Genomic DNA, 26826 nt, shown 5'->3' on the forward strand with positions numbered 1-26826 from the left:
CGGGTTGCGGCCAGCCTAACAAGGTGGCCTGTGCGGCGGGAGTCAACTTCTCAGCCGCCGTAAGCAGTTGTGATCGGGATCACTCGAAGGCGGTCATGCGGCGGGCCGGTTCAGTCGTCGCAGGGCGGGTCGTAGGTGAGGCGGGGGAGGTACTCCTGCCACTTCGCCGCGGTCAGTACGTTCCGGGTGACCGAGCAGATGCGGCTGACCGCCCGGTCGACGTCCAGGCTCCACAGCCGGACCGTGTCGGCGCCGCTGGAGACGCCCAGCATGTTGCTCTTCGGGCTGAAGGAGAGGAAGTTGCCCGTCTTGGCGTTGGGGCTCATGGACTGGCCGATGGGGTGGGCGGAGGACGGGGACGAGACGTTCCAGAGGCGGACCGTGTTGTCGTTGCCGCCGCTGGCCAGGGTCCTGCCGTTCCGGCTGAAGGTCAGGGACACCACCGCCTCGGTGTGGCCGGTGAGGGCCGCGCCCAGCCGGGTCGCGCGGGCCGGATCGGAGACGCTCCAGAGGCGGACCGTGTCGTCGTCGCTGCCGCTGGCCAGGGTCGCCCCGTCGGGGCTGTAGGCGAGGGTGTTGATGGGGCCCAGATGGCCCTTGAGGGGGCCACCCAGAGCCTTGGCACGGGACCGGTCCGAGACGTCCCAGAGGCGGACCGTGCCGTCCGCGCTGCCGCTCGCCAGGGTCCTGCCGTCCGGACTGAAGACCAGCGCGTTGACATAGCCGGTGTGGCCCTTGAGGGGCCTGCCGAGCTGCTTGGGGCGGGCCGGGTCCGTGATGTCCAGGAGCTGGACCGTGCGGTCGTCGTAGTCGGCGGCCACGGTGCGCCCGTCGGGGCTCAGCGCCAGTGCCTCGGAGCCCGCGTACCGGGTGTTCAGCCGGACGGGCGCACCGTACTGGCTGGGGTGGGCCGGGTCGGAGATGTTCCACAGCTGCACCCAGTTGATGTTGTTCTCGCCGGTCATGATGACGAGGGTGCGGCCGTCGCGGGTGAACACCATCGAGCGCAGGTCCCGCCACCCGGTCCGGAACGGCTCGCCGAGCTCCGTGGGCCGGGCCGGATCCGTGATGTTCCACAGCCGCATCCGGCTGTCGCCGCCACCGGTGGCCAGGACGCGGCCGTCCGGGCTGAACGCCCCCGCCTCGCCGATCATGTCCGTCCCGGGGATCGACCACAGCCGTACCTTGCCGTCACCGCTGCCGGTGGCGAGGGTGTGCCCGTCGGGGCTCCAGCCGACGGCGTACATCTCCCCGCTGCTGCCTGCGAGCGGCTCGCCCACCTGGGAGGGGAAGGCCGGGTTGCCGACGTTCCACACACTGGCCGTGGAGTCCGCGCTGCCCGCGGCGAGCATCGAGCCGTCGGGGCTGAAGGCCACCGACCAGACGGGCCCGGTGTGCCCGGTGAGCGGCGCGCCGAGGGCCTTGGCGCGCGCCCGGTCGGTGACGTCCCACAGTCGTACGGTGTCGTCCTTGCTGCCGCTCGCCAGGGTGTGGCCGTCCGGGCTGAAGGCCACGGAGTGCACGGTCCCGGAGTGCCCGGTCAACGGCGCCCCGACGCGCTCGGGTCGCCGGGGGTCGGAGACGTCGTACAGGAGGATCGAGTTGTCGTCGCTGCCGGTCGCGAGCGTGCGGCCGTCGGGGCTGAACGCGAGGGAGCGTACGGCTTCGGTGTGGCCGGTCAGGGTGCCGATCGACGTGGGGTGGCGCGAGTTGTGCACGTCCCACAGGCGGACGGTGTGGTCCTCGCCGGCGGTGGCCAGGGTTCGGCCGTCGGGGCTGAAGGCGACCAGGTAGATCGTGCCGTCGTGACCGCTGAGCGGGGTGCCCAGGGACGCCGGGTGGAGCCGGTCGGAGACGTTCCACAGGCGTACGGTGCCGTCGTCGCCGGCGCTGGCCAGGGTTTTCCCGTCCGGGCTGAAGACCGCGCTGGAGACCCAGCTCGTGTGGCCGTACAGCGGCTTGCCCAGCGCCTTGGGGCGGGTCGGGTCGCTGACGTCCCACAGGCGGACCGTGCGGTCGTAGGCGGCGGTGGCCAGCGTCTTGCCGTCGGGGCTGAAGGTGGTGAGGTAGACGGCTCCGGTGTGGCCGAGCAGCGGGGTGGCCAGCGGTGCGTTGACGATCGACACCAGACGGTTGTTGGCGCCCTCGTCGTCCGGGCGCAGACCGTGTGCGACCAGGTCCAGCTGGGCGGAGAGTGCCGGGTCCGAGTACTGGAACCGGTCGGCCTCCGCGACCACCTGCTCGAACATCGCGTCGTCCCGCTGCTGCCGGGCGATCACGGCGGCGCCCGCGGCCAGCACTGCCAGCACGACCAGCGCCGACACAGCGGCCCTGCTGATCCACACCGTGCGCCGGCGCAGCCGCACCGAGGCCGCCAGGAACTCCACCGCGCTGCGGGTCAGGAAGGTGTCACCGGCCGACTTCGCCCAGGTGTGGGCCTGCTCCAGCCGCGAGCCCCGGTACAGCAGCGCGGAGTCGTGGCCGGACTCGTCCCAGGACCGGCCGTCCTCCTCCAGACGCTGGCGCAGCAGATTGCCGTTGCGGTCCTCGTCGAGCCACTCACGCAGCCGGGGCCAGGCGTGCAGCAGCGCTTCGTGGGTGATTTCCACGGTGTCCGCGTCCAGCGTCACAAGGCGGGCCCGGACCAGCGCTTCGAGCGACTCCTCCGTCTTGTTCGGGTCGGTGGACTCGGCGGCCAGCTGGCGCCGGGTGCCACGCCTGCGGGTCGCCTGGGTGTCCTCGCCGAGGCGGACCAGACGGAGCAGCAGCAGCCTCGCGGCGGTGCGGGCGGCCGGGTCCAGGCTGGACCAGGCGCGTTCGGCGGTCGCGGCGACAGCACCCTGGATACCGCCGGCCGCCCGGTAGCCGGCCAGCGTCAGACGGCCCCCCTTGCGGCGCTGCCAGGTGGCGAGCAGCGCGTGCGAGAGCAGTGGGAGGACGCCGGCGTCATGGGCGCCCCGCGGGCCGTCGGCGCTCACCTCACGGACGATCAGCTCGGCGAGGCCGGGCTCCAGTTCCAGCCCCACCGCCTTGGCGGGGGCGGTCATGGCCTCGCGCAGCTCGGCGGTGGTCAGCGGGCCGAGCACCATGTGCCGGTGCTGGAGCGCGTCGGCCAGCTCGGGGTAGCCCAGGCACTGCTCGTAGAAGTCGGCGCGGATGCCGAGGACGACCAGGGCAGGGGCTGGTCTGTCGGGGGCGGCGGAGGTACTGGCCGTGTGGAGGAGCTGGACGAAGGTGCGCCGCTCCGCCTCGTCGGTGCAGAGGGTGAAGGTCTCCTCGAACTGGTCCACGATCACGACCGGACGTGCCGGATCGGGTCCGGAGGGCCATGTTTCACGTGAAACATCCTCGGCCTCGCGCCCGGCCCAGGCCGTGACCGCCTCCCGTACGGCCCCTGGATCGTCCAGGTCCGCCAGACCGCCCAGTTCGGGTATGCGGCGGGTCAGTTCCTTGACGGGGTCCGCTCCCGGGACGAGTTGCAGGACCTCGTGCGGGCGGTCCTCCTCCTCGGCCAGGGCGCCGTTCTGCAGTGCCGTGACCACGCCGGCGTTCAGCAGCGAGGACTTTCCCGCCCCCGAGGCGCCGACCAGCATGACGAGACCGCCGCCCGCCTTTGCCGACCGGAGCTGGGCGACCAGGGCGTCGGTGCTGCGCTCGCGGCCGAAGAACCAGCGGGCGTCCTCACGACGGTAGGAGGCCAGGCCCCGGTACGGGCAGACACTGTCGACCGGCGGTGGTGCGTCCGACTCCTCCGCCGCCTCCGGCAGTTCGCCGACCGGATCGGCCACGGCCCGCTCCCACAGCTTCTGCCACTGGGGCAGGTCGTACAGACCGGAGGAGACCGGCGTCGGCTGGGAGCGCCGGGCCTGGGGGATGAGGACCTGGAGTACGGCGGAGAGGGCGACGAACTGCGCGGGTACGTTCTTCGCCCGCCGCCAGTCGCTGATCCGCTGGGCGGAGACCCGCACGGGCCGGCCCCGCTCGTCGACGCGATGCAGCCGGTCGACCGCCTCGGCGACGCGTTTGAGCGGAGGATTGCCGGCCTCCTTGTACAGCAACGCGAGACGTTCCGCGAAGGCTGTGCGTGCCCCTGCGTCGGGACCCAAGGCTCTCCACCCCTTACTTCCCCCGGTGCTGGACATCCGGACCGGAAAACTCACTTTATATGGCTGACCTGCGGCGAAGCCCTGGACCGGACGTCCTGGGCTCCTCAGATGTGCACCTCGACTGGCAGGATTTCGCTGCAGCAAGGCGGTGGTCGGGCGGCGCCCGACGGGCCGACCAGCTCAGCGTCCGGAGAGACAGCGCACAGCACCGCATGTTCTCGGTCAGGTTCCACCGGCGATTACCCGCCGGAGTGGCGCGACGACGGCAGCTGCTTTCTCCGACCGAGCGGGCCCTGCGGGGCCCGAGGTCACTCGTGCCGTTCGGCACCGGTCCCCACGTGGGGAGGGACCGGAGCCGAACGGCACGGGGCACCGTTCATCGTGGGCTTCCATGGCACCTGGGGTGACACCCCCAGGTCTCTTCGGCGCCGTGTCGCCGTGGGCCGCCGTGCTGCTGAGGTGAGGCGTCCGCGCGGCCTCAGCGCCGTATCCAGCCCGCCGTACGTGCCGCCTCGACCGCCTGTTCCTCCGCGTCGTCGGCCGCCGTGTTCAGGGCCGTGTCCTGGCCCGCCGCGGTACCGGCGGCCGCCATGGCTGCCGCCCGGGACGCGGTGAGGGCGGCGCCTGCGTGGCGGCAGACGGGCGCGCGGTTCCCCGGGCCCTGGGGGGCGCGTGCGCACCGTCGGGTCAGGTGAACAGTCCCAGTGCCGCGTCCAGGGACCAGGTCTGCCAGCACATGGCGAAGAGACCGGCCGCGGAGATGAGGGCCATCATCAGGTTCTGTCCCTGTTCGGCCCAGTCGTGGATCATGAGGGTCAGGTAGATCAGGTTGAGCAGGAACCCGGCCACCAGGGCGATGGGTGTGAGGAAGCCGAAGGCCAGGCCGAGGCCGAGGGCCAGCTCCGCGTACGCCACCACGTAGGCCATCAGCCGGGGACGTGGCGCGACCACGACGTCGAAGCCCCGCCGGACCACCGGCCAGCGGTGCTTCTCCGCGACCCCGGCCGCCCACTGGATGCCCCCGCCGCCGAACCACTGCTTCTTGTCCTTGTGCCGCCAGCTCTCCAGCCACCACAGACCGAGCCCGATGCGGAGCACCGCGAACCACTCGGCACCGCTCAGCAAGGCTGATCGCATCCCGCACCCTCCCCGGATCCGCCACTCACCTGACGATCCGTCAGTTCAGCGGAAGGCGGCGCGAGTCGCAAGAGGTCCGGCGGCTCTTGCTGGCACCGGCTCCTGGGCCTAGCCTGAAAGCCGAACCGAAATCTGATGGTCCGTCAGTTAATCGGGCATCCAAGCAGGCAGCAGGGGGTAGGCATGGCAGAGAACGCGACCGGCACCCAGGATCTGCCCAGGGTCGTCAGCGTGGACGACCACGTGATCGAGCCCGCGCACCTCTTCGAGAGGTGGCTGCCGGGCAAGTACCGCGACAAGGGCCCCAAGCCCTTCACGGCCGGCATCGGCGAACTCGCCTACGTCGGCGGCAAGTACCGCTTCACCACCGACCCCGAGGGCCAGATCACCGACTGGTGGGAGTACGAGGGCCTGCTCTTCCCGTACAAGCGGATCATCGCGGCCGTCGGCTTCTCCCGGGACGAGATGACGCTCGACGGCATCACCCGGGAACAGATGCGGCGCGGCTGCTGGGACCCCAAGGCCCGCCTGGACGACATGGACATGAACCATGTGGAGGCCTCGCTCTGCTTCCCCACCTTCCCCCGTTTCTGCGGGCAGACCTTCGCCGAGGCCGACGACAAGGAGGTCGCGCTGGCCTGCGTCCGCGCCTACAACGACTGGATGGTCGAGGAGTGGTGCGGCGACAGCGGCGGCCGGCTGATCCCGCTGTGCCTGATCCCGCTGTGGGACATCGACCTGGCCGTCGCCGAGATCCGGCGCAACGCCGAGCGGGGCGTCCGCGCGGTCACCTTCAGCGAGATCCCCACCTATCTGGGCCTGCCGTCCATCCACTCCGGTTACTGGAACCCGTTCTTCGCGGTCTGCGAGGAGACCGGGACGGTCGTCAACATGCACATCGGGAGCAGCTCGCAGATGCCCGCCGCCTCCCCCGACGCCCCGCCCGCCGTACAGGCCTCGCTGAGCTTCAACAACGCCATGGCCTCGATGATGGACTTCCTCTTCTCCGGGGTCCTGGTGCGGTTCCCCCGGCTCAAACTGGCGTACAGCGAGGGCCAGATGGGCTGGATCCCGTACGCCCTGGAGCGCGCCGACGACGTCTGGGAGGAGCACCGCGCCTGGGGCGGGGTCAAGGACCTGATCCCGGAGCCCCCGTCGACGTACTACTACCGGCAGATCTTCTGCTGCTTCTTCCGTGACCGGCACGGCATCGAGGCGATCGAGAGGGTCGGTGTGGACAACGCGACCTTCGAGACGGACTACCCGCACGTCGACTCGACCTGGCCGGAGACCAAGCGGGTCGCCCAGGAACACGTGGGCGGGCTGTCGCCGGAGGTGGCCTACAAGCTGCTGCGCGGGAACGCGATCCGGATGCTGGAGCTGCCTTTCACGTAGCCCGGTTCGGCGGGGCGTCCGGTGGGCAGGGGACTTCCCATGAAGGTCTCCGTCGACGCCGATGTCTGTTATGGGTCGGGTGAGTGTGCCTTCCGGGCACCCGCCGTGTTCGGCTTCGAGGACGGGTACGGTTTCGTCCTGCCCGGACGGGAGGAGTCCGGGGACGACGAACTGATCCGGGACATCGCCGAGCGCTGCCCCTCCCAGGCGATCCGGATCAACGGGAAAAGGGTCACTGACTAGCGGATGAGCACCCCCGGCACGGAACCCACCGAATCCACCGAACTCAGCGGACCCACCGAACTCAGCGGACCCACCGGACTCGGCGGACCCACCGGACTCGGCGGACTCACTGAACTCCTGGCCACCCTCGGCCGCGGCTACGTCCGCGACTTCCCGGGGCCCTGGGGCAAGACCCTGGCCGCCCGCGCCCTCAACCCCTACCTGCGCGACCACCCACGCCGGCGGGTCGTCGAGACGCGCTCCGGCGCCCGGTTCGCGGTCGACACGCAGGACCTCATCCAGCGCTACCTCTACCTCTTCGGGGTGTGGGAACCGCACATGACCCACTGGCTGCGCGGCAGACTGGCGCCGGGGGACTGCTTCGTCGACGTCGGCGCCAACATCGGCGTCTTCAGCGTCCTCGCCTCCCAACTGGTCGGGGAGCAGGGCCGGGTGGTCGCCGTCGAGGCCTCCCCCGCCTTCCACCACCGCCTCGAACAGCAGAGCGCGCTCAACGGCTGCCGGAACATCCGGGCGGTCAACGCCGCCGTCTCCGACGCCCACCGCACCCTGACCTTCGTGCTCGCCAGCTCCCGCAACATGGGCGCCAACAGCATCGTTCCGTGGGACGGTCCGGCCGAGTCGAGCTTCGACATCCAGGCCGTTCCGCTGCCCGAGCTGCTGCGGCCGGAGGAGATCGAGACCGCGCGGGTCATCAAGATCGACGTGGAGGGCGCCGAGGGCGCGGTGGTCCGGGGGCTGGCGCCGCTGCTGGAGAAACTGCGCCCGGACGCCGAGATCACCGTCGAGGTCACCCCCGACCGCATGGCCCAGCTGGGCGATGCGGCGGACGACCTGCTGCGCACCATGACCGACGCCGGCTACCACGTCTACCGGCTCGCCAACAGCTACGCGGCGGACAGCTACCCCAGGGCGCTGTACGGCGAGCCGGTGGCCCCGGTCCGCTGGGACCGACCGCTGACCGAGGAGAGCGACCTGGTGTTCTCACGGATCGACGCGGCGACGCTCTAGCCGGGCGGCGGCCGCACACGGGTGCCCTCCAGCCGCCGGACACGGTCGCCTTTCCAGCCGGCGGCCGGACGCGTGCGCCTTCCCGTCGGCCGGCCGGGCGCAGGTGTCCTCTAGTCGGCCGCCGTCGTCGGGTACCGCCAGTCGAACTCCGCCAGCGCCCGTGCCCGGGCCGCCACGACCGCCATCCTGGCCTGTCGTTCGGCCGGGTCGGTATGGGCGGGCTGGCCGGTGACCTGGCCCGCCCACTTGCGGTAGAGCAGCCCGGCCTCCGCCGTGAACCAGCCCGGGCTCACCGCGTTCAGCGCGAGCAGCAGCCCGGTGTCCTCGGAGGCGGGCAGTGCCATCCAGCCGCCCAGGGCGAGCAGCAGTTCACGGCGGACGAAGAGACTGGCCGGGTGGACCGGGGCGCGGAAGTCGTTCGCCGTCCAGAAGCCGAGCACCGCGCCGCGCTCGATCGGCCCCTGCGCCGGGTCGCCGGGGAAGCCGGCCGTGGAGCCGTCGGGCAGCAGATCGAGGACGCGTGAGGTGGCCCAGCCGACCGCCGGGTGGGCCTCGAGGACGGCCAGATCGCGGGCCAGCGTGCCCGGCGTGAGCTGGTCGTCGGCGTCGAGGATCTTGACGTACGACCCCTCGGCCCGGGCCAGCGCGAGGGTACGGGCGACACCGGGACCGCCGGTGCGGCCCTGCCGGTACGACACCCGGGCGTCGTCCGGGACGTACGGGCGGACCTCGTCGCCGTGGCCGTCCTCCTGGACCAGCCACTGCCACTCCCAGCCGTCCGGCAGCCGCTGCTCGCACAGCGACTTGTACGCCTCCGGCAGGAAGCGGGCCGACGGCGCGTGGACCGCGGTGACGACGGTGACGCACCGGCTCACGGCGGCGCTCACCACCTTTCCAGGTGTGTGGTGAAGAACAGTTCCGTGCGGTCGCCCGGAAGCGTGACGACGGAGATGTCCACGATGCGGTTGCGGATGTCGTACGACGTCTTGCGCAGCAGGATCACCGAGGTACCGGCCGGCAGGTCCAGCTCCCGGGCCTCCTCGGGCGTCGGCGGCCGGGCGGTGAAGCGTTCCTCGACACGGGCGACCTCGATGCCGACGGTGTGCAGCTGGTTCTGGGTGCCGCCCGGCCAGGGCTCCCTGGTCTCGTCCAGGAGCGCCGGGTTCGCCGCGATCATGTCCCGGACGAGATAGGAGCTCACCAGGCTGAAGGGCGCGGACTCGGCCGAGTACCGGGTCCGGTAGGTGCGTTCCAGGAGCACCGTGCCCTCGGGCACCCCGAACGCGTCAGCGAGGTCGCTGGGCGCGATCAGCTCGCGGTACCGGGCGAAGAACACCAGGTCGTCGAGGACCAGCCCGGTCTCGTGCTCGGTCGCGCCGGTCGCGGCCCGGGTGGCCTCCGGCATCCTGGCGCGGTCCTTCTCCCACTGGTGCCGGGTGTTGTCCCGGATCGCACGGGTGCGGGGCCTGCGCACGAAGGTGCCGCTGCCGTGCCGCTTGTCGATCAGACCCTCCGCGCTCAGCAGCCGCAGCGCGTTCTGGAGCGTGGGCACGCTCCGGCCGTAGTGCCGGGCCAGCTCCGCCTCGGAGGGCAGCCGCGCACCGGGCTTGAGCTCGCCGTTCCTGATGGAGCGGCGGAGATCGTCGGCGATCTCCTCGTACGCCTTGGGCACGACTTCAGCCTACGACTCCTTAAGAGGAGTTGAAGAGTCGAGTGCCCCACCGACGGGGCCGGACATGCTCCGACCGGGCCGGACATGTTCCGACCGGGGCCGGACATGCGAAGACCCGCGGCCGGGTCCCGGTCGCGGGTCTGTGTCGCAGTAGGCGCTGGTACGTACGCAAGTCGCCCTTGCGCCGTTGCGTCTGAGCTGGCTGGGGAGGATCAGCAGTCGAGGTTCGCCGCGGGGGGTTCGGCCGGGTCCTCCGACTCGGTCGTGTCAAGGGGCCGCTGGCGGCAGCCGGGGGTCTTTCCGTGGGCCTCGGCCCGGATGCGCTGCTTCATCGTGGGGGGCAGGGACCTGGCTTGGGACCAGAGCCAGTGGGTCTGTGCCGGGATCATCACCCGGCCGGCCGGGCTGTGGTCGTCGCCGCTGCTGTTGCTCGGGGCCTCGGTCTGCGGTACCGCGGTGGCGGTGGTGGCGGAGACGAGTCCGAGCGCCGTGCACAGCGCGAGGAAGGCGGTGACGATAGCGGTCCACAACGTCATGACCTTGGCGTTCCGAGCCATGGCCCCTCACTTTCGGGTTGGGCGATTTGCGTACTTTCCTCATGATGTGTATGGGGGTCGCGAAGTGGGGGACGTCGACCTGTGGCGCGGCGATGTTCCGATGAACACCACCCGGACGGACGCAAGAGCGCCGAACAATCAGAAGAAAGGCCCCCGAAGGCGGACGAGAGGGAGCAAAGTAACCGTCCGTGGAGGTGTGATCACCCTCCGATCAGAACGGCCCGGCCTCGTGCAACGCGACGTGCAACACCTTGTGGTGAGCCGGAGTTGGGGCCGGATGCCAGGTCACCGATCGATATCGGTCGGTGTGTATAGTCGGGCGCCAGAGGTCCCCTACGTCAAGGAAGAGACGAGGTCGCGCGGTGAAGAAGCTTCTCCTGGTCGCACTGGCCGCCATCGGCGGGCTCCTCGTGTACCGCCAGATCCAGGCGGATCGCGCCGAGCAGGATCTGTGGACGGAGGCGACTGACTCCGTGCCCACGGGTTCGTGAGCACCGACAACGAACGACACTGAGACCCCGACCGCCTCGCGGTCGGGGTTTTGCGTTGTCAGGGGGCCCGGGGGTGCGAGGGGGGCGTTTCGGACGGTCATACGAATTGCCGGGTGGCGCGGGGGCGTGCGCGGCAGTATGGGGCCGGTCCGGGACTTCGACGGCTGACGAGCGACGGCTGGGGGCGCGCGTGATACGGCGGTGGCGTACGGCGGCGGGACGGCGGGGCATCGGCAGGACGGCCGCCCTCGCACTGGCAGCCCTGCTGACGGCACTGCTGCCGGCCTCTCCGGTTGCGGCGGACGACGGCAGCGGCTATGCCTTCGCCCCGGACGCCCGCACGATCACCGGGGCGTCGGGTACCGCGGCCGCCGTACCGCTGGAGCCCGGCACGACCTACCGCAGCACCCTGCCGGAGAAGGGCGAGCTGTACTTCCGTCTGGAACTCGCCGCCGGCAGCACGGCCTACGTCCCGGTCACCGCCGTCCCACCGGCCGACGCCACCGTCTCCGCGAGCGACGGCATCGGGGTCTCGATCGAGGACGCCAACGGTGTCTCCTGCGGCTACGACGGCGCCCGCTTCGGCGCCGGACTGAGCCCTCGGCCGGTCACGGCGCTGGGACGGCGGGACACGGGCAAGGCGCTCTGCCAGGACGCGGGCACCTACTACGTGATCGTCGAGCGGCTCGCGTCCGGCTCGCGGACCACGACCCCGGGCAGCTGGGACCTGGAGATCGCCCCCGTCACCGAACCGGGCCTGGCCAGGGCCGGCGCCACCACCGCCCCCGGGACCTGGAACTCCGCCTCCCCCGAGCCGCTCGCCGACGACCCCCGCCGCCGCACCGCCGGCGCCGGCTTCGCCACGGCCCGCACCCTGGACACGGGCGTCTGGCAGACCGGCATCACCCCCGGTCAGACCCTCTACTACGCGGTCCCGGTCGACTGGGGACAGCAACTGCACACCACCGTCGAACTGGGCAGCACCAGCGGCGACACCCACGGCTACGTGAACGCCGCGCTCAACCTCTCCCTCTACAACCCGGTCCGCGGCTACGTCGACGACATCTCCCTCGGCTACGACGGCACCCAGAAGGCGTCTTCCCTCGCCCCCCTGCCACCCGTGGCCTACGCCAACCGGTACGCCGTCTCCGGCGAGGAGAACTCCGTCCGCTTCGCCGGCGCCTACTACCTCGTCGTCCACCTCACCGGGCAGACGGCGGACACGTTCGGGCAGGGGCCGTACGACGTGACACTCCGGGTCCGCGTCGACGGCACCCCGAACTCCGGTCCCGATTACGCCGGTTCACCCGTCCCGAAGGGTGTCTTCGACCCGCCGTCGGTCCAGGGCGGCGGCCTGGTGGCCGCGGCCGGCGACCATGACACGACGGCGATGCGGGTGCTCGCGGCCGGCGGGATCGGTACGGGCACGGCCCTGCTCCTGGTCCTGGGCGTGTGGACGCTGACCGCCCGCCGCGCTCAGATCCGGGTCAACGCCCAGAAGCCCGCGGCGTAACAGGCCAGCGCCACCAGCAGGATGGCCACGGCGGCCTTTGCGGGCGGACCGGGCCGACGCACCCGCCGCCGACGCCGGCCGTGGGTACGCACCGACAGCTGAGAGACCTGCGACGCCGGCTGCGGGTCACGGGCGGTGTAGGTGGCTGTGTCGGTGGTGTCGGTATGCGGCCGGGCCGGGGGGAGGGGTTGCGCGGGGGGCCAGGGGGTGTGGGGCTGCGGGACGGAGGAGGCCGGGAGCTGTTGCGGCTGCGGCTCCGGTCGTGGCTGCGGTTCGGATTTCGTTCGTGGCCGCGGGTCCGGTGCTGGCCGCGATTGCGGCTGCTGGTGGGCGGCGTACGGCGGGTACGGCGGTGTGGGCTGCGGCGGCTCCGCGTACGGGGCGGGTACCGGCGTCTGGGGCGCTGGGAGCCGGAAGCTCCCGGTGTCGGACATGCCTGCGGGGGCCGAGGCGGAGCCGGTGGGACCGGTGGAGGTGGCCGGGGGCGCCGCCGCGCTTCCTGCTGGGGCTCCGGCTGCCGAGCCGGGGTCCATGCCGGTCGGCGTGCCCGATGCAGCCTCCGGTGCCATGCCGGATGCGGCCTCGGGTGCCGGGCCGAAGGGTGCGTCTGGTGCCAGGCCGGATGCGGCCTCTGGCGTTGTGTCGAAGGGTGCGTCTGGTGCCAGGCCGGATGCTGCCTCCGGCGCTGTGCCGAAGGCTGCCTCTGGCGTTGTGCCGGATGCGGCCTCCGGTGTGGTGTCGTAACCCGTCGGGGTGGCCGCCTCTGACGGCCTCCCCTTTTCCGCTGTGGTGTCCGAACCGGAGCTCGTTCCTGTCACCGCGGCCGGATCCGCGGCGGCCTCCGCACCGGCGGCCGTACCAAGGGCAGTTGCCAAACCCGCGGCCGCCTCCGTCGGGCTGCCGGCGGCCCTCGTTCCCGTCTCCGCCGTCCCTGTCGTACCCGTCGCACCTCGCGTCGTATCGACCCCCGACGCCATCCGCAGCGGGCCTTCAGGCGCGAACCCCGGCGGAAGTGGCCCCAGTTGGTCGAAGATCTCGATCAACTCGTCGTCGATGCCCGGTTCCGGGAGGAGCTCCATGGCCTGGGCGAGGGCCTTGCGGGCGCCGGTGGCCGTGCGGAAGCGGGACTGGGGGTTGGGCTGGAGGAGGGTGGCGACGACCTGCCAGAGGGGGTCGGGGATGCCCTTGGGCGCTCCGGGTGTGCCGTGTTCGGCGAAGTGCTGGACGAGCGCCTTGGCGTCGGGCTTGGCGCCTTCCAGAAGAAACAGGGCGACCAGGCCGACGGCGAACAGGTCGGCCGCGAAGTCGGGCTCGGCGCCCAGGAGTTGCTCGGGGGCGATGTAACCCGGCGTGCCGACCACGAGGTTGGTCTCGGTCAGCCGGGCCTCGCCGAACCGCATGGCGATGCCGAAGTCGGAGAGACGCAGGCGCGGGCGGGCGGTGCCGCTGGCCTCCAGCAGGATGTTCGCGGGTTTGATGTCCCGGTGGACCACGCCCTCCGAGTGCACCGCGGCGAGGCCGGAGAGGAGCTGGTCGAGGAGCGTGCAGACGAAAGCCGGGGGCAGGGGACCGTAGTCCCCCACGAGGTGGACCAGCGAGCCGCCGGCGACCAGGTCCATCGTGAACAGGACCTTGTCGTCGTCGGCGGCCCAGCTGGCCGGAGCCAGGACATGGGGGTGGTCGATGCGCAGCGCCTGCTCCCGCACGAAGCGCAACAGCGCGTGGGCGTCGCTCTGCTGGAGCACCTTGGCGGCCACATAGCGCTTGCGCCGGTGGTCCCAGGCGCGCCACACGGCGCCCACTCCGCCATGACCGATCGGGTCGGCCAGTTCGTACCGGCCTGCGAAGACCTCACCCATGACTGCCCGTAGCCCTCCCCCTCTGGTCCCCCCTGCCCCACACCCCCCTTGCCTTCCCCCGGATGAGCGATACGACCCCTCTCGCGTGACCCCCTCGGCCAGGGCCGGGCCCCGCCCGGTTCACCGGACCCCCTCCGGTGTACCGGGCCGTGGCTCAGCTCTGGTGCGACTGGTAGTGCGTGACCGCGTCCGAGGTGCGGCCGGCGCCGTAGACCCGGAGGAACTCCGCAAGCTCCGGATGGGTCGGAGCCAGCGTGTCCGCCGCGTCGATGATGTCACCGGCGGCGGCCACCGAGCGCAGCAGCGACTGGATCTCGCGAACTACCCGCTTGACCGTGGGCGCACCCGAACCGCTCGTCGTCTGCGTGGTGTTGCTGAGCACCGAGCCCCCCTGGGACTTCTTGATCTCGTCCATCCGCTCGGTCGCCTCGGCCGCGCTCACGCTGCCGTCCGCGACCTGCGCCGCCAGGTCCTGGAGCAGCTGCACCCGCTGGACCACGGCCGGGTTGCCGATCTTCGCCCGCTGTCCGCTCATCAGCTGCGACAGCATGGGCGCGGACAGTCCGAGGACCGCCGCGAGACGTGCCTGGTTGAGCCCCAGGTCGTCGATGAGCTTACGGAAGAGCGCCCCCAACGGCTCTCCGTACCAGTTCCGCTGCAGCTCCCGCGCTCTGGCGGTGGCTTCCTGCTGTGCGGCGTCCATTGCGTCTCCCCATCGCTTCCCCAAAAAATCCACGGTTCGCTACAGCGAACCCCGTCGAGCATCTTACGGAGCGTGGTCATCCGCGGGGACCCCCAATCTTTTTGTGAGGTACGGGGGGTGACCCGGTACTCTGGTCTGCGGCACCGACCAGCGGACCTTTCGCTGGGGCGGCGGCTTCCCGTACGGGGCCTTAGCTCAGTTGGTAGAGCGCCGTCTTTGCATGGCGGATGTCAGGGGTTCGACTCCCCTAGGCTCCACACTGTGAGACCCCTCTGACCTGCGGAAACGCGGTCGGAGGGGTCTTTTTTGTCCCGGTTTCCCGTCAGGGTCTCGGTGGGGAGCGCACGCCTGAGATGAGGGCTCGGAGGGCGAAGCCGGACGAAGATCCATACGCACCGTGCGTGCCACGGCGGTGACTTCACGTGAGCGGCCGCGTCCTTACGTTCTCCCTGTGCCTCCTGGCCGAGCACTGGAGGCCGGGGTGCACCGCTCGTCGGTGCTCGATCGCCCAATCCCGGCGAATGATGTTTTTTCTGGCGTGGGCGGTCGAGTTCGGTATTCCCTGGCTCGTTATCCGTCGGTGTTCGGGGATATCGCGGGGAGTTCGACAGTGATGCGGATTCCGCCGGCGGCGCGCGGGGTGAGGGTGAGGGTCCCGTCGTGTGCGCGGGTGATGGTCTTGACGATGGCCAGGCCGAGGCCGACGCCCGCGTGGTCGGTGCGTATGCGTTCGGTGCCGCGCTGGAACGGTTCGGTAAGCGTCGAGGCCAGCTGAGGGGTGATGTGTTGGCCGGTGTTCTCGACGGTGAGCACCACGGTGCTGGGGCGGACGCCGGTATTGACCCACACGGTGCCCTGTTCGGGCAGGTTGTGGACGATCGCGTTGTGCACGAGGTTCGTGGTCAGCTGCAGCAGAAGCGCCGGTGAACCGACCGCGGGGGTGATGTCGCCGGAGGTCTCGATGGTGACGCCGTGCTTTTCCGCGAGGGGGAGGAGTGCTTCGGTGGCTTCCTCCGCCATGAGGGACAGATCGACGTGTTCCCGGGTGAAGGACCGTTGGCCGGCGCGGCTGAGCAGCAGCAGCGCCTCGGTGAGGTCGATCGCTCTCGTGGTGACGGTGTTGAGGCGGTCGATGATTTCGCCGGATTCGTGGTGCGGATCGCTGCGGGCCACGTCGAGAAGCGCCTTCGACACGGCGAGCGGGGTACGCAGTTCGTGAGAGGCGTTGGCGGCGAATCTCTGCTGTTCGGCGACGTGCGCCTCGAGCCGCGCGAGCATCGTGTCGAAGGCGTCGGCGAGTTCGCGGAACTCGTCCATGCGGCCCGGCAACCGGATCCGGTGGGAGAGCGATCCCTCCGTGGCCAGGCGAGTGGCGTCCGTGATGCGGGTCAGGGGGGCGAGCATCCGGCCGGCGAGGATCCACCCTCCCACGAGGCCGAACACGAGCAGGAACGTCAGGACGGCGACGGCCGTCGGGGCGAAGGTGCGCACGACGGCCAGGCGGTAGTCGGGCTCGAATATCAACCAGGGGTGGGGCACCCGGTTCAGGAACACCCACACCGCCGCCAGCAGCAGGGCGCCGGCCAGCATGACGAATCCGGCGTAGCTGAGGGTGAGTTTGAGGCGGACGCTCGGACCGGGGGCCCCAGCCACGGTCTCCTCCCTCGTGCCCGGCCTCCGGCTGGGTGTCGATGCGGTAGCCGACGCCCGGCACGGCGGCGATGACCCAGGGTTCGCCAAGACGCTTGCGCAGCGCCGAGACGGTGATGCGCACGGCGTTGGTGAACGGGTCCGCGTTCTCGTCCCAGGCGCGTTCCAGGAGTTCCTCGGCGCTGACGACACATTGATGCTACGAGTCGGCACATATCGTCCGTGTATCGAAAACGGCATACGCGTCGGCAACACCGCACCGCATTGACTGGCGGCACGACGTCAGGAACGGCCGGCTTTCGCCGCAGTAATCGAGGACAGACGATGACGCAGATGTACCGCGGATACCGCGGATGCGGCGGACGCGGCGGATCGGCAACGTCGGCAGCCTGGTGGAGAGCCTCCTGCCGTGGTTCGGCCTGTTCGTCCCGGTGCTCCTGGCCGGGGCGTTGTGGCGTCGCTCCGCCTCCGCGGCGGTCGCACTGCTGCTGCCGGTCGTGGTGTGGCTGAACCTCTTCGGCGGGCTGCTCGGCGACAAGTCCCACCCGGGCGGCGACCTCACCGTGGCCAGCCACAACGTCGACGCCGACAACCCTGACCCGGTCGGCACCGCCCGCGCCCTGGCCGTCTCCGGCGTGGACGTGCTGGCCCTGGAGGAGCTGACCCAGCAGGCCACGGGCACGTACGAGAAGGTGCTGGCGAAGGCGTACCCGTACCACGCCGTGCGGGGCACGGTCGGGCTGTGGAGCAGGCTGCCGCTGTCGGACACCCGGCCGGTCGACGTCAAGACGGACCAGGGGCCGCTGGCGGACACCATCCCGGCCGACGTCAAGATGGAGTACAACCGGGCGCTGCGCACCACGGTGGCCACCGACCAAGGGCCGCTGGCGGTGTACGTGGCCCACCTGGGATCCGTACGGGGTGCTTCCCAGGACGGGCTTCTGGACGGCCCAGCGGGACGCCGGCGCGCAGGCCCTCGCCGAGGCCGTCGCCGCCGAGCGGAACGAGCGGGTGGTGGTGCTCGGCGATCTGAACGGCACCATGGACGACCGCGCGTTCGCCGACCTCACCAAGCAGGTTCGCTCGGCCCAGGACGCGGCCGGTGACGGCTTCGGGTTCAGCTGGCCGGCGAAGTTCCCGGTGGCACGGATCGACCAGATCCTCGTCCGCGGTGTGCGGCCGCGGAGTTCGTGGGTACTGCCGGCCACCGGCAGCGACCACCTGCCGGTGGCGGCCGGAATCAGCTGGTGAACACGCTCGCCGCCGACGCCTGGTGAGGCGCCCGCCCGGCATGACCGGAACATATCGCCGGCGTATCGAAAACCGCATACGTGCCGGCATCACCGCGCTGGCGACCCCCCTGACCCACGTGGGTCGAGGGGGGTCCGCTGGTTTCACGTGAAACGCCGGCTCAGTGGTTCTTGTCGTCCCGGGACGTCTGCTCCTCCGCCTCCTTGGCCTGGACCTCGGGGTGCAGGGGAGAACTGCCGTCCACCGAACTGAGACGGCCCGAATCCGGGACCTCCGTGGCAGCGGGCGGCTCGACCAGCCAGTCCGGGTTGGCCTGCTTGTCCCACCACTTCCACGCGGCGAAGGCCGCACCGGCCAGCACGCCGAACACGGCGAACGCCTTGAACGCACGGCCGCACGACGAACGCCGCTCGTTCCTGCGCGCCAGCTTCTCGATCTCCTCGGCGGAGACATTGCCCCGCAGCGCGGCCAGCGCGGCGGCACCCCGCGCGGTGGCCTCGTCACGGACGGGCCCGGCCGCCGCCACGGCCTGCTCGAACCTCGGACGTGAATAGTCGGCAGCCTGCCGGGCTGCCTTACGGGTCAGATCAGCGGCGTCGTGCGCAGCCTGATCCACCATCGGTGGCACATGCGTCCGCGCCTGTTCCAGACGCGGCACGAGACGGGCGTCGTACTGGACGCGGGCCTGTTCAGCGGCCTGCGACACCACGGGCGCGAGCCGTACGCGTGCCTCCTGCGCGTAGTACGCGGCACGCTCCTTGGCCGTGTCGGCGTAGGGCGCCACCACTTCCGCGGCGTGCCGCACGCTGTCCTTCGCCGAGCTGGTCGCGGTGCGCACGCTCTCTTTGCGGGTCACGGGTTTCCTCCTCCTCGGTGGCGTACGGTAATTCGACTTTCCACCCTTTTAGGGATCATGCCTGCCGACGAGCCGAGCGGCGCGCGAGGACGGGCATACGGGTGCAACCAGAGCTAAGAGGGGCTTGTCGACGACAATGCCACGGATCGGCGCTCAGCGCTCCTGCCCGGGACGGCTCGAACAGGATCGGGTGGACCCCGCCAGGTTTCCGCAAGCGATTCGTGAGGATCTGAGCAGGGACGCGCCAGGCGGGCGACCGGGCCGCCGTACCGTGCGAGGATCGTGAGGGCGAACCCATCACCGGGTTACCCCCGAGCACACGAGAGCACAACGGAAGGCGGACCGTGGCCGAGCAGCTCTACGCCACCTTGAAGACCAGCCTCGGCGACATCGAGGTCCGGCTCTTCCCGAACCACGCGCCGAAGACCGTCAAGAACTTCGTAGAACTGGCGCAGGGCGAGCGCGAGTGGACTCACCCGGCCACCGGCACGGTCTCCACCAACCCGCTGTACGACGGCACGATCTTCCACCGGGTGATCGGCGGATTCATGATCCAGGGCGGCGACCCGGTCGGCACCGGCATCGGCGGCCCCGGCTACAAGTTCGAGGACGAGTTCCACCCCGACCTCCGCTTCGACCGCCCCTACCTGCTGGCCATGGCCAATGCCGGCCCCCGCACCAACGGCTCGCAGTTCTTCATCACGGTCAACCCCGCGCCTCACCTCAACCGCAAGCACACCATCTTCGGCGAGGTCGTCGACGCGGACAGCCAGAAGATCGTGGACAAGATCGCCTCGGTCACCGTCAGCGGGCCGAACAAGCGTCCCGAGAACGACGTGGTCGTCGAGACGGTCGTCGTCGAGAAGCGCGAGAGCTGATCCGCCAGAAGAAGGCGCCCAGAAAAAGGCGCCCAGCAGGAAACGCCCAGAAGGAAGCGCCCGAAAGGAAGCATCCGGAGGGAACCAAACGCCCCGCTCGTCCGTAAGGATGTGCGGGGCAGAGTATTGCCCACGACGAGCGAGGGGACCCCATGGAGGACCAGGCGACAGGCAACGCGCGCGACGCCCACAGCCTGCCCATGTGCTACCGGCACCCGGACCGGGAGACGGGCGTGCGCTGCACCCGCTGCGAGCGTCCCATCTGCCCCGAGTGCATGGTCAGCGCCTCCGTGGGCTTCCAGTGCCCCGAGTGCGTACGCGGCACCACCGCCGGTCAGAGCGGCCCGCCCCCGGCCGACACCCGCCCGCGCACCATCGCCGGCGGCACCGTCACCGCCGACCCCCGGCTGCTCACCAAGATCCTGATCGGCGTCAACATCGCCGTCTTCCTGGTCCAGCTCTCCGTCGGGGACAGCTTCACCAACCGCTTCGACCTGATCGGTCAGGCCTGGTTCCCGCAGTACGGCGACATCGAAGGCGTCGCACAGGGCCAGTACTACCGACTGCTGACCGCGATGTTCCTGCACGACAGCTCGAACCCCATGCACATCGCGTTCAACATGCTCAGCCTGTGGTGGATCGGCGGCCCCCTGGAGGCCGCCCTCGGACGCGCGCGGTACATCACGCTCTACTTCGTCTCCGGCCTGGCCGGCAGCGCCTTCACCTATCTGCTGGCCGCCCAGAACCAGCCCTCGCTCGGCGCGTCCGGGGCGATCTTCGGTCTCTTCGGCGCGACCGCGGTGCTCATCCGCCGGCTCAACTACGACATGCGGCCGATCATCGCCCTGCTGGTGATCAACCTCATCTTCACCTTCAGCGGCGGTATCGCCTGGCAGGCCCATATCGGCGGCCTGGTCGCCGGTGTCGTCACCGGGTACGCGATGGTGCACGCCCCGCGCGAGCGGCGGAACCTCGTCCAGTACGGCACCTGCGCGCTGGTCCTGGTGGTGGCGCTCGTCCTGACGGTCGTCAGGACCGCCCAGCTCACCTGACCGGACTCCCCGCGCGCCCGGTTCACCCGTTCACGGCGGCTCGCCGCACCGATACCGAACCGTTGTCCACAGTCGGTGGCCGATCTTGTGCATAGCGTTCCCGCACAACTGCGCCCCCTGTCACTCACCTGCGTTCGCGCAGGTCAGGCAGGGGGCGAACAGCCTTGCGGCGGGCGTTGTGGTAGTCGTACCGGCGTCAACGCCCGATGGGTTATCCACAGATCGTCGTCTTTTCCCCAGGAGGGTGTGGACAGCAGGTCAGGCCTGTGGATAACTCAGCGAACAGCCCTGGGCAGAGCTACTTCCACTGTGTGGAGACGCCGAAGCCGGCGGCGATGAAGCCGAAGCCCACGACGATGTTCCAGTTGTCGAGACTGTCGATGGGCAGCGAACCGTCGGTCACATAGAAGACGACGATCCAGGCCAGTCCGATGAGGAACATGGCCAGCATCACCGGCGCGACCCAGGCGCGACTGTTCAGTTTGATGGCGGTCGCCTGCTTCGCCGGGGGCGGCGTGTAGTCGGCCTTCTTGCGGATACGTGACTTCGGCACGAGGGTCTCTCCTGTCGATGCGCTGCGTGGCCGCGCAGGTAACTGGGTCGGGCTCAGGGCAGCGTACAAGGGGACAGTAAGGGCGCACTGACCGCTCCCCCGGGCGTCCGTTAGCGTAGTGCTTCCGCGGCGCCGAAGGAGATAAGGGTACGTTGAGCAATTCTGCCGACTCCAACGCCACCGGATCAACGGGTACGGACCCGGCCCGCAAGAGTGGCTTCCGGCCGGTTCGGATTCTTACCGTCGCCGTCTTCGCCCTGGCCGGTCTTCTCTTCTTCACCAGCTTCAACACGGCCAAGGGCACCGACATCCGCTCGGACGACAATCTGCTGAAGCTGTCCGACCTGATCCAGGAGCGCAGCCGCAAGAACAAGGAACTGGACGAGTCCAACGCGGGCTCGCGGGACCGGAACGAGAAGCTCGCCGAGCGTGACGACGGCTCCAGCAAGGCCCAGGACGACAAGCTCTCCGGTCTGGAGAAGGACGCGGGGACCCGGAAGCTCACCGGCGACGCGATCACCGTCACGCTGAACGACGCCCCTCCGAACGCCACGGCCAAGCTCCCCGGCTATCCCGAGCCGCAGCCCGACTACCTGGTCATCCACCAGCAGGACCTGCAGGCCGTGGTGAACGCCCTGTGGCAGGGCGGGGCCCAGGGCATCAAGGTGATGGACCAGCGGCTGATCTCCACCAGCGCGGTGCGATGTGTGGGCAACACCCTGATTCTCCAGGGCCGTGTGTACTCGCCGCCGTACAAGATCCAGGCGGTGGGGGATCCGGCGAAGATGCAGCAGGCGCTCGCGGACTCCGAGGCGATCCAGAACTACATGGTGTACGTCAACGTGTACGGCCTCGGCTGGAAAGTCACCGAGGACGGGACGGTGACTCTGCCGGGCTACTCGGGCACAGTGGATCTGCACTACGCGAAGCCTGTGGGGTAAGCAGCCCGTCGTCTTCTGGAGCCGCCGGTGCGCGTGATCGTCAGGACCGTCAGCGAGCTCTGCATCACCGTCGGCACGCTCATAGTCCTCTTCGTCGTGTATGTGCTGTTCTGGACCGGTGTGAAGGCCGACAGCGTCATGCATGACCAGATCGACCAGTTACAGCGCCAGTGGTCGGACAGCGCCACGGTGCACCCCACGGCCAAGGCGACCGCCGCCCCCGCCGAGCCGGCCGCGTACCACTACGGCAAGCCCTTCGCGATCATGTACATCCCCCGGTTCGGTTTCACGTGGAACAAGCCGGTCCTGGAGGGCACCGGCACCGATGTGCTGAAGAAGGGCCTCGCCCACTACGCCCGTACCGCCCGGCTGGGCCAGGAGGGCAACTTCGCGGTCGCCGGCCATCGGCGCACGTACGGCGACCCGTTCCTGGACTTCCCGAAGCTCCGCAGGGGCGACGCGATCGTGCTGACGGACGGTACGACCTGGTTCACGTATCGGATCGACAAAGGCCCTTACAAAACAGTTCCGACGGACGTTGAAGTGATCGACCCTCTGCCACGTAAGTCGGGGTATGGGCGTCCAGGCCGCTATCTCACGCTGACCACGTGCGATCCGGAATGGGGGCACAGTCATCGGCTGATCGTCTGGGCGCATCTGGACTCCACGCAGCCTGTGGAGGCAGGCAAACCCAAGGCGCTGCGCCGTTAGTCTGGTGCAGTACGGCGGGATTCTGGTGCCGTGGTGGAACGGAAGGGACGGCATGTACGGCTGGATCTGGCGGCATCTGCCGGGCAACGTGTGGGTGAGGGCGTTGATCTCATTCGTGCTGGTCCTGGCCGTGATCTATGTCCTCTTCCAGTACGTCTTCCCCTGGGCCGAACCGCTGCTGCCCTTCAACGATGTGACGGTGGACAACCAGTGAGCGCGCGGATTCTCGTCGTCGACAACTACGACAGCTTCGTCTTCAACCTGGTCCAGTACCTGTACCAGCTGGGTGCCGAGTGCGAGGTGCTGCGCAACGACGAGGTGTCGACGGCGCACGCCCAGGACGGCTTCGACGGCGTCCTGCTGTCGCCGGGCCCCGGCACGCCGGAGGAGGCGGGCGTCTGCGTGGAGATGGTCCGCCACTGCGCGGCCACCGGCGTCCCCGTCTTCGGCGTCTGCCTCGGCATGCAGTCGATGCAGGTGGCGTACGGCGGTGTGGTGGACCGGGCGCCGGAGCTGCTGCACGGCAAGACCTCGCTGGTGGAGCACGAGGGCCAGGGGGTCTTCGCCGGGCTGCCGACCCCGTTCACCGCGACCCGTTACCACTCTCTCGCCGCCGAGCCGGCCACCGTGCCGGCCGAGCTGGAGGTCACGGCCCGCACCCACGACGGGATCATCATGGGCCTCAGGCACCGTGAACTCCCGGTCGAGGGCGTGCAGTTCCATCCGGAGTCGGTGCTGACCGAGCACGGGCACCGGATGCTGGCCAACTGGCTGGTGGAATGCGGTGACCAGGGGGCCGTGGCGAGGTCGGTGGGGCTCGCCCCGGTGGTGGGCAGGGCCACGGCGTGACCGCGCTGCGCCCCGAGCGCGAGACCGATACCTCGTACGGGGGTCAGTCGTACGGGGGATCCGGTGCGCTCGGGGAGACGGCGTATCTCCCGCCGATCGACGACGAGACTGTCGCGCTGCGGATCCCCGATCCGCCGCCCATATCGGCTTCTGCGGGCACGGCAGCCTCTTCTGCCCCCGGACTCCCAGGGGGTGGCCGAGCGGCCCGCAGAAAGGCAGCCAAGCGGCGTGGTGGGCGTCATGGCGGCGCATCGGAGACCGCGCCGCCGGAGCACAGCCCGTCGGGGCGGCCGCTCTCCCGGGTCGAGGCGCGTCGGCAGGCGCGGTTGCGCAAGCCGAGTCCGGCGGTCATGGCGAGCCGGGCGATAGGCGAGATGTTCATCACCACCGGCGTGCTGATGCTGCTGTTCGTCACCTACCAGCTGTGGTGGACCAACGTCCGGGCTCATGCCCAGGCGGGCAGCGAGGCGAGCAGCCTGCAGAAGGACTGGGCGAGCGGCAAGCGTGCGCCCGGTGTCTTCGCGCCCGGGCAGGGTTTCGCCATCCTGCACATTCCCAAGCTGGACGTGGTGGCGCCGATAGCGGAGGGCGTCAGCAACAAGAAGGTCCTCGACAAGGGCATGGTCGGTCACTACGGCGAGGGTGTGCTGAAGACCGCGATGCCGCAGGACAAGACCGGCAACTTCGGTCTCGCCGCGCACCGCAACACGCATGGTGAGCCGTTCCGGTACATCAACAGGCTGGCCGCCGGTGACGCGGTCGTGGTCGAGACGCAGGACGAGTACTTCGTGTACAAGGTGACGTCGATGCTGCCGGTGACGTCGCCGAGCAACGTGAGTGTGCTGGACCCGGTCCCGAAGGGTTCGGGCTTCACCGGGCCGGGCCGGTACATCACCCTGACCACCTGCACGCCGGAGTTCACCAGCAAGTACCGGTTGATCGTGTGGGGCAAGATGGTCGAGGAACGCCCGCGCAGCAAGGGCAAGCCAGACGCGCTCGTCGAGTAAGGGCAGAGGCAGAGGAACAGTGGCAGCGACCGCCGACGACACCGAAGAGCAGACCGACGCGCCGGACGAGGTGCCCGTGCCGGGCCGCCGGCCGATCGGCCCGATCGCGATGGCGGTCAGTGTCTTCGGCGAACTCCTCATCACGGCGGGCCTGGTGCTCGGCCTGTTCGTCGTCTACTCGCTGTGGTGGACGAACGTCGTCGCCGACCGCAAGGCCGACCGGGAGGGTGACAAGGTCCGTGACACCTGGGCCCAGCAGGACACCGGCCCGGGCGCGCTGAACACGAAGAACGGCATCGGGTTCCTGCATGTGCCGTCCATGAAGAACGGCGAGGTGCTGGTCGAGAAGGGCACGTCGACGGACGTCCTGAACGACGGGGTCGCCGGCTACTACACGGACCCGGCCAAGGCCATGCTCCCCACCACCGGCAAGACCGGCAACTTCACCCTCGCCGCCCACCGTGACGGCCACGGCGCGAAGTTCCACAACATCGACAAGGTGAAGGTCGGCGACCCGGTCGTCTTCGAGACGCGGGACGACTGGTACGTCTACAAGGTCTACGACATCCTCCCGGAGACCTCGAAGTACAACGTCAAGGTCCTCTCCCAGGTCCCCAAGGAGTCCGGCAAGACGAAGCCGGGCCACTACATCACCCTGACGACGTGCACACCGGTGTACACGAGCCGGTACCGGTACGTGGTGTGGGGCGAGTTGGTGCGGGTGCAGAAGGTGGACAGCGAGCGGACGCCGCCGAAGGAACTGAGCTGACCGAGTTACTGACGGCAACTCGGTCGCCTTGTTGTCTGGGGGTTACCTCAGACCCCTGAGTGGCGCTCCGGCGCTCCATGCCTCCAACTCGTCGCGGTCCACCGTGATGATGCCGCTCAATTTGGCGATGGCCTGGGCTTCGCTGCTGAAGTTGCATGTGGCGACGGAGAGGGCGCCATCCACGCGGTCGACAGCTCGTGCGGCGCCGACGAACTTCTGCATGTCGGCGCTGCGGATGGAACGTCGACTGGTGTGTTTCTTGCACTGGACGGCCACGGTGCGTCCCTCAGCGGTGCGGGCGGTGACGCCGATGCTCCGGTCCTTGTTGGCCTGTCGTACGGCAATGTCGGTACAGCCGTCGCGGCGAAGGAGATCGGCGACGTGTCGTTCGAGTGCCTGCCAGGTCATGTTCTTGAGCTCGGTTCATGCGGTGGGGAAAGGGGTCAAGGAAGTTGAGAGAGCGCACGTGGTGACCGGAATGGCTTAATGAGCGTGTCGACGGGCAGAGACGGAGGGGAAGCTTGGCCAATGGTGTCGGGTCGGCGGAAACATGGCGGGCCAAGCGTGAGGCCCGTCTCGGCAATCTTCGGCGGAATGGTGATTCCAGGGGCCCGTTCAGAAATGCCTCGCCGACCTTGCGTAAAAGATGCGAAGCGACAATGCATCGAAGCTCCCCCGTCGCCTGCAAGTGAAATGAGTGATTACTTGAGGGGACGGAGAAGCTTCGATGAAACGTTCACATCCTGCCGGTCCAGGAGTTCAAGACTCCAATTACATTGCAGGAGTTCGGCTTGTTAAGATCCTTGATCTTCGGGCGAAAATCTAGCCGCAGTGGCCGATGTCAAAGGCGCCGGCGTACTTGCCGTTGTAGGTGATCTGGCCTGTAACAGCGATGCAGTGTCCGGCGGCACTGATGGAAACAGGTCCGGCGTAGTAGTCGTAGTAACCCTTGTCCGACACCCCGGCCGGGCCAGTGCAGTTCCCTGTGTCAACCGTTTCGTCGCATCGGTCAATTGATACGTACATAAGCTTGGAGACGCCGTAGCCGCCCGCAGAAGTGGCAACCGTGACAGCGCAGTTCTTGCCCGTGCTGGAGTCGTAGTAAAGGTAAACGTCACCGAATAGCGTGCCGCTGTTGTACATCGGGTAGGTGGCGATCTGTGACCCGGAGCACCCGTAGCCGCTGGCGGAGGCAGCGGGGGCCAGTGTGAGCATTCCAGCGAATATAGAAAAGACGGCCCCCAGGACCGCCAGTGCCTTCTTCATTATTCCCTCCAGAACTCGCGTACATAATTGTGGGGGGTTTGTGTCGCGATGATCATAACACTCGCGATCTTGAGCGTCTATGGAACATATGAAGAGACCCTTGCTGCGCTATCCGTCTAAAGTGGATTTGCTGCTCTTGATATAGTTTTGGGTAGCGGGGAATTCTTTGCCGCGTTACTCCGTTACTGGTCTCTTCTGGAGATTTGAGTCGATTGGCGAACTTCGTTGAGGTCGGGAATCGAGCTGAGGCATTCGGACATAACAGTTGGGCCCCGGCAGGGTCATGACTCTGATGGACCTCGGACTCTGACGAGGAATAGAGAGGGGGCGAGCTCAGTGGTGGGAGTCTCAGTGTA

Annotated in this window: 25 protein-coding genes, 1 tRNA gene and 2 pseudogenes; 15 read left to right on the plus strand and 13 right to left on the minus strand. The window is 69.3% G+C overall.

Annotated elements, in window-relative coordinates; genetic code table 11:
* Positions 1-110 precede the first annotated feature (110 nt).
* Entirely contained in the window at positions 111-4142 is a 4032-nt protein-coding gene (locus ACWGJB_RS25240; protein WP_453382363.1) for an nSTAND1 domain-containing NTPase, read from the minus strand.
* Between the two features lie 651 nt (positions 4143-4793).
* Complete coding sequence (locus ACWGJB_RS25245) at positions 4794-5243, minus strand: DoxX family protein (RefSeq protein WP_453382364.1); 450 nt, start codon at positions 5241-5243, stop codon at positions 4794-4796.
* Between the two features lie 183 nt (positions 5244-5426).
* Here ACWGJB_RS25245 and ACWGJB_RS25250 point away from each other — a divergent pair, with 183 nt between their 5' ends.
* From ACWGJB_RS25250 to ACWGJB_RS25260, 3 genes are read left to right on the plus strand one after another with little or no spacing between them, the layout of a single operon-like run.
* Complete coding sequence (locus ACWGJB_RS25250; protein WP_453382365.1) at positions 5427-6638, plus strand: amidohydrolase family protein; 1212 nt, start codon at positions 5427-5429, stop codon at positions 6636-6638.
* Positions 6639-6677: 39 nt separating this feature from the next.
* Positions 6678-6881, plus strand: coding sequence for a ferredoxin (locus ACWGJB_RS25255; protein WP_360480748.1), 204 nt, complete (start codon positions 6678-6680; stop codon positions 6879-6881).
* 3 nt (positions 6882-6884) lie between these two features.
* Positions 6885-7892, plus strand: coding sequence for an FkbM family methyltransferase (locus tag ACWGJB_RS25260; RefSeq protein WP_453382366.1), 1008 nt, complete (start codon positions 6885-6887; stop codon positions 7890-7892).
* 110 nt (positions 7893-8002) lie between these two features.
* On the opposite strand, the gene ACWGJB_RS25265 is transcribed toward ACWGJB_RS25260, so the two are convergent.
* The 3 genes from ACWGJB_RS25265 to ACWGJB_RS25275 form a co-directional block, all read right to left on the minus strand.
* Complete coding sequence (locus ACWGJB_RS25265; protein ID WP_453382367.1) at positions 8003-8779, minus strand: glycosyltransferase family 2 protein; 777 nt, start codon at positions 8777-8779, stop codon at positions 8003-8005.
* Positions 8776-9564, minus strand: a complete 789-nt coding sequence (locus tag ACWGJB_RS25270; RefSeq protein ID WP_453382368.1) for a GntR family transcriptional regulator — start codon at positions 9562-9564, stop codon at positions 8776-8778. Before ACWGJB_RS25270 ends, ACWGJB_RS25265 begins: the two co-directional genes overlap by 4 nt.
* 212 nt (positions 9565-9776) lie before the next feature.
* Positions 9777-10121 (minus strand): DUF6344 domain-containing protein, encoded by a 345-nt coding sequence (locus tag ACWGJB_RS25275; protein WP_453382369.1) that lies wholly within the window; start codon positions 10119-10121, stop codon positions 9777-9779.
* Positions 10122-10483: 362 nt separating this feature from the next.
* Between ACWGJB_RS25275 and ACWGJB_RS25280 the strand changes: the two genes are divergently transcribed.
* Both ACWGJB_RS25280 and ACWGJB_RS25285 read left to right on the plus strand, forming a co-directional pair.
* Entirely contained in the window at positions 10484-10612 is a 129-nt protein-coding gene (locus tag ACWGJB_RS25280; protein ID WP_003999697.1) for a DLW-39 family protein, read from the plus strand.
* Positions 10613-10802: 190 nt separating this feature from the next.
* Positions 10803-12125, plus strand: a complete 1323-nt coding sequence (locus tag ACWGJB_RS25285) for a hypothetical protein (protein ID WP_453382370.1) — start codon at positions 10803-10805, stop codon at positions 12123-12125.
* Here ACWGJB_RS25285 and ACWGJB_RS25290 read toward each other — a convergent pair.
* Together ACWGJB_RS25290 and ACWGJB_RS25295 are read right to left on the minus strand one after the other, a co-directional pair.
* A complete protein-coding gene (locus ACWGJB_RS25290; protein ID WP_453382371.1) occupies positions 12089-13984 on the minus strand; it encodes a protein kinase domain-containing protein in 1896 nt (631 codons plus the stop codon). The two genes, ACWGJB_RS25285 and ACWGJB_RS25290, sit on opposite strands and share 37 nt — an antisense overlap.
* A 154-nt stretch (positions 13985-14138) precedes the next feature.
* Positions 14139-14687, minus strand: coding sequence for a helix-turn-helix domain-containing protein (locus tag ACWGJB_RS25295; RefSeq protein WP_046727633.1), 549 nt, complete (start codon positions 14685-14687; stop codon positions 14139-14141).
* Between the two features lie 184 nt (positions 14688-14871).
* Here ACWGJB_RS25295 and ACWGJB_RS25300 point away from each other — a divergent pair.
* A tRNA-Ala gene (locus ACWGJB_RS25300) sits at positions 14872-14944 on the plus strand.
* A gap of 313 nt (positions 14945-15257) precedes the next feature.
* On the opposite strand, the gene ACWGJB_RS25305 is transcribed toward ACWGJB_RS25300, so the two are convergent.
* Entirely contained in the window at positions 15258-16277 is a 1020-nt protein-coding gene (locus ACWGJB_RS25305; RefSeq protein ID WP_453382460.1) for a sensor histidine kinase, read from the minus strand.
* Between the two features lie 58 nt (positions 16278-16335).
* Positions 16336-16527 (minus strand): annotated as a pseudogene (locus tag ACWGJB_RS25310) (winged helix-turn-helix domain-containing protein); the annotation flags it as partial.
* A gap of 163 nt (positions 16528-16690) precedes the next feature.
* Here ACWGJB_RS25310 and ACWGJB_RS25315 point away from each other — a divergent pair.
* A pseudogene (locus ACWGJB_RS25315) lies at positions 16691-17588 on the plus strand (endonuclease/exonuclease/phosphatase family protein).
* Between the two features lie 160 nt (positions 17589-17748).
* On the opposite strand, the gene ACWGJB_RS25320 reads toward ACWGJB_RS25315, so the two are convergent.
* The gene (locus ACWGJB_RS25320; RefSeq protein ID WP_453382372.1) at positions 17749-18444 is read right to left on the minus strand and encodes a DUF5324 family protein; all 696 of its coding nucleotides are present in this window, start codon (positions 18442-18444) and stop codon (positions 17749-17751) included.
* A gap of 344 nt (positions 18445-18788) precedes the next feature.
* Between ACWGJB_RS25320 and ACWGJB_RS25325 the strand changes: the two genes are divergently transcribed.
* Positions 18789-19322, plus strand: coding sequence for a peptidylprolyl isomerase (locus ACWGJB_RS25325; RefSeq protein ID WP_453382373.1), 534 nt, complete (start codon positions 18789-18791; stop codon positions 19320-19322).
* Positions 19323-19474: 152 nt separating this feature from the next.
* Entirely contained in the window at positions 19475-20374 is a 900-nt protein-coding gene (locus ACWGJB_RS25330; protein ID WP_453382374.1) for a rhomboid family intramembrane serine protease, read from the plus strand.
* Between the two features lie 298 nt (positions 20375-20672).
* Here ACWGJB_RS25330 and crgA read toward each other — a convergent pair whose 3' ends face one another.
* A complete protein-coding gene (gene crgA, locus ACWGJB_RS25335) occupies positions 20673-20927 on the minus strand; it encodes a cell division protein CrgA (protein ID WP_046727637.1) in 255 nt (84 codons plus the stop codon).
* 152 nt (positions 20928-21079) lie between these two features.
* Here crgA and ACWGJB_RS25340 point away from each other — a divergent pair, with 152 nt between their 5' ends.
* Genes ACWGJB_RS25340 through ACWGJB_RS25365 form a run of 6 tightly spaced genes read left to right on the plus strand, consistent with a single transcriptional unit; the run spans position 21080 to position 25204 of the window.
* Positions 21080-21868: a DUF881 domain-containing protein gene (locus ACWGJB_RS25340; RefSeq protein WP_453382375.1), complete on the plus strand. Its 789-nt coding sequence runs from the start codon at positions 21080-21082 to the stop codon at positions 21866-21868.
* Positions 21869-21895: 27 nt separating this feature from the next.
* A complete protein-coding gene (locus ACWGJB_RS25345) occupies positions 21896-22579 on the plus strand; it encodes a class E sortase (RefSeq protein ID WP_453382376.1) in 684 nt (227 codons plus the stop codon).
* A 52-nt stretch (positions 22580-22631) separates the two neighbouring features.
* Positions 22632-22793, plus strand: coding sequence for a hypothetical protein (locus tag ACWGJB_RS25350; RefSeq protein WP_453382377.1), 162 nt, complete (start codon positions 22632-22634; stop codon positions 22791-22793).
* A complete protein-coding gene (locus tag ACWGJB_RS25355; RefSeq protein WP_453382378.1) occupies positions 22790-23428 on the plus strand; it encodes an aminodeoxychorismate/anthranilate synthase component II in 639 nt (212 codons plus the stop codon). The genes ACWGJB_RS25350 and ACWGJB_RS25355 overlap by 4 nt, the downstream gene beginning before the upstream one ends.
* Positions 23425-24435 (plus strand): class E sortase, encoded by a 1011-nt coding sequence (locus tag ACWGJB_RS25360; protein WP_453382379.1) that lies wholly within the window; start codon positions 23425-23427, stop codon positions 24433-24435. Before ACWGJB_RS25355 ends, ACWGJB_RS25360 begins: the two co-directional genes overlap by 4 nt.
* A gap of 19 nt (positions 24436-24454) precedes the next feature.
* Positions 24455-25204 (plus strand): class E sortase, encoded by a 750-nt coding sequence (locus ACWGJB_RS25365; protein WP_453382380.1) that lies wholly within the window; start codon positions 24455-24457, stop codon positions 25202-25204.
* Between the two features lie 42 nt (positions 25205-25246).
* Here the strand turns inward: ACWGJB_RS25365 and ACWGJB_RS25370 are convergent, their stop codons facing one another.
* Complete coding sequence (locus ACWGJB_RS25370) at positions 25247-25612, minus strand: restriction endonuclease (RefSeq protein WP_453382381.1); 366 nt, start codon at positions 25610-25612, stop codon at positions 25247-25249.
* A 414-nt stretch (positions 25613-26026) separates the two neighbouring features.
* The gene (locus ACWGJB_RS25375; RefSeq protein WP_453382382.1) at positions 26027-26470 is read right to left on the minus strand and encodes a hypothetical protein; all 444 of its coding nucleotides are present in this window, start codon (positions 26468-26470) and stop codon (positions 26027-26029) included.
* Between the last annotated feature and the right edge of the window lie 356 nt (positions 26471-26826).

The organism is Streptomyces sp. NPDC054813 (genome assembly GCF_053611365.1).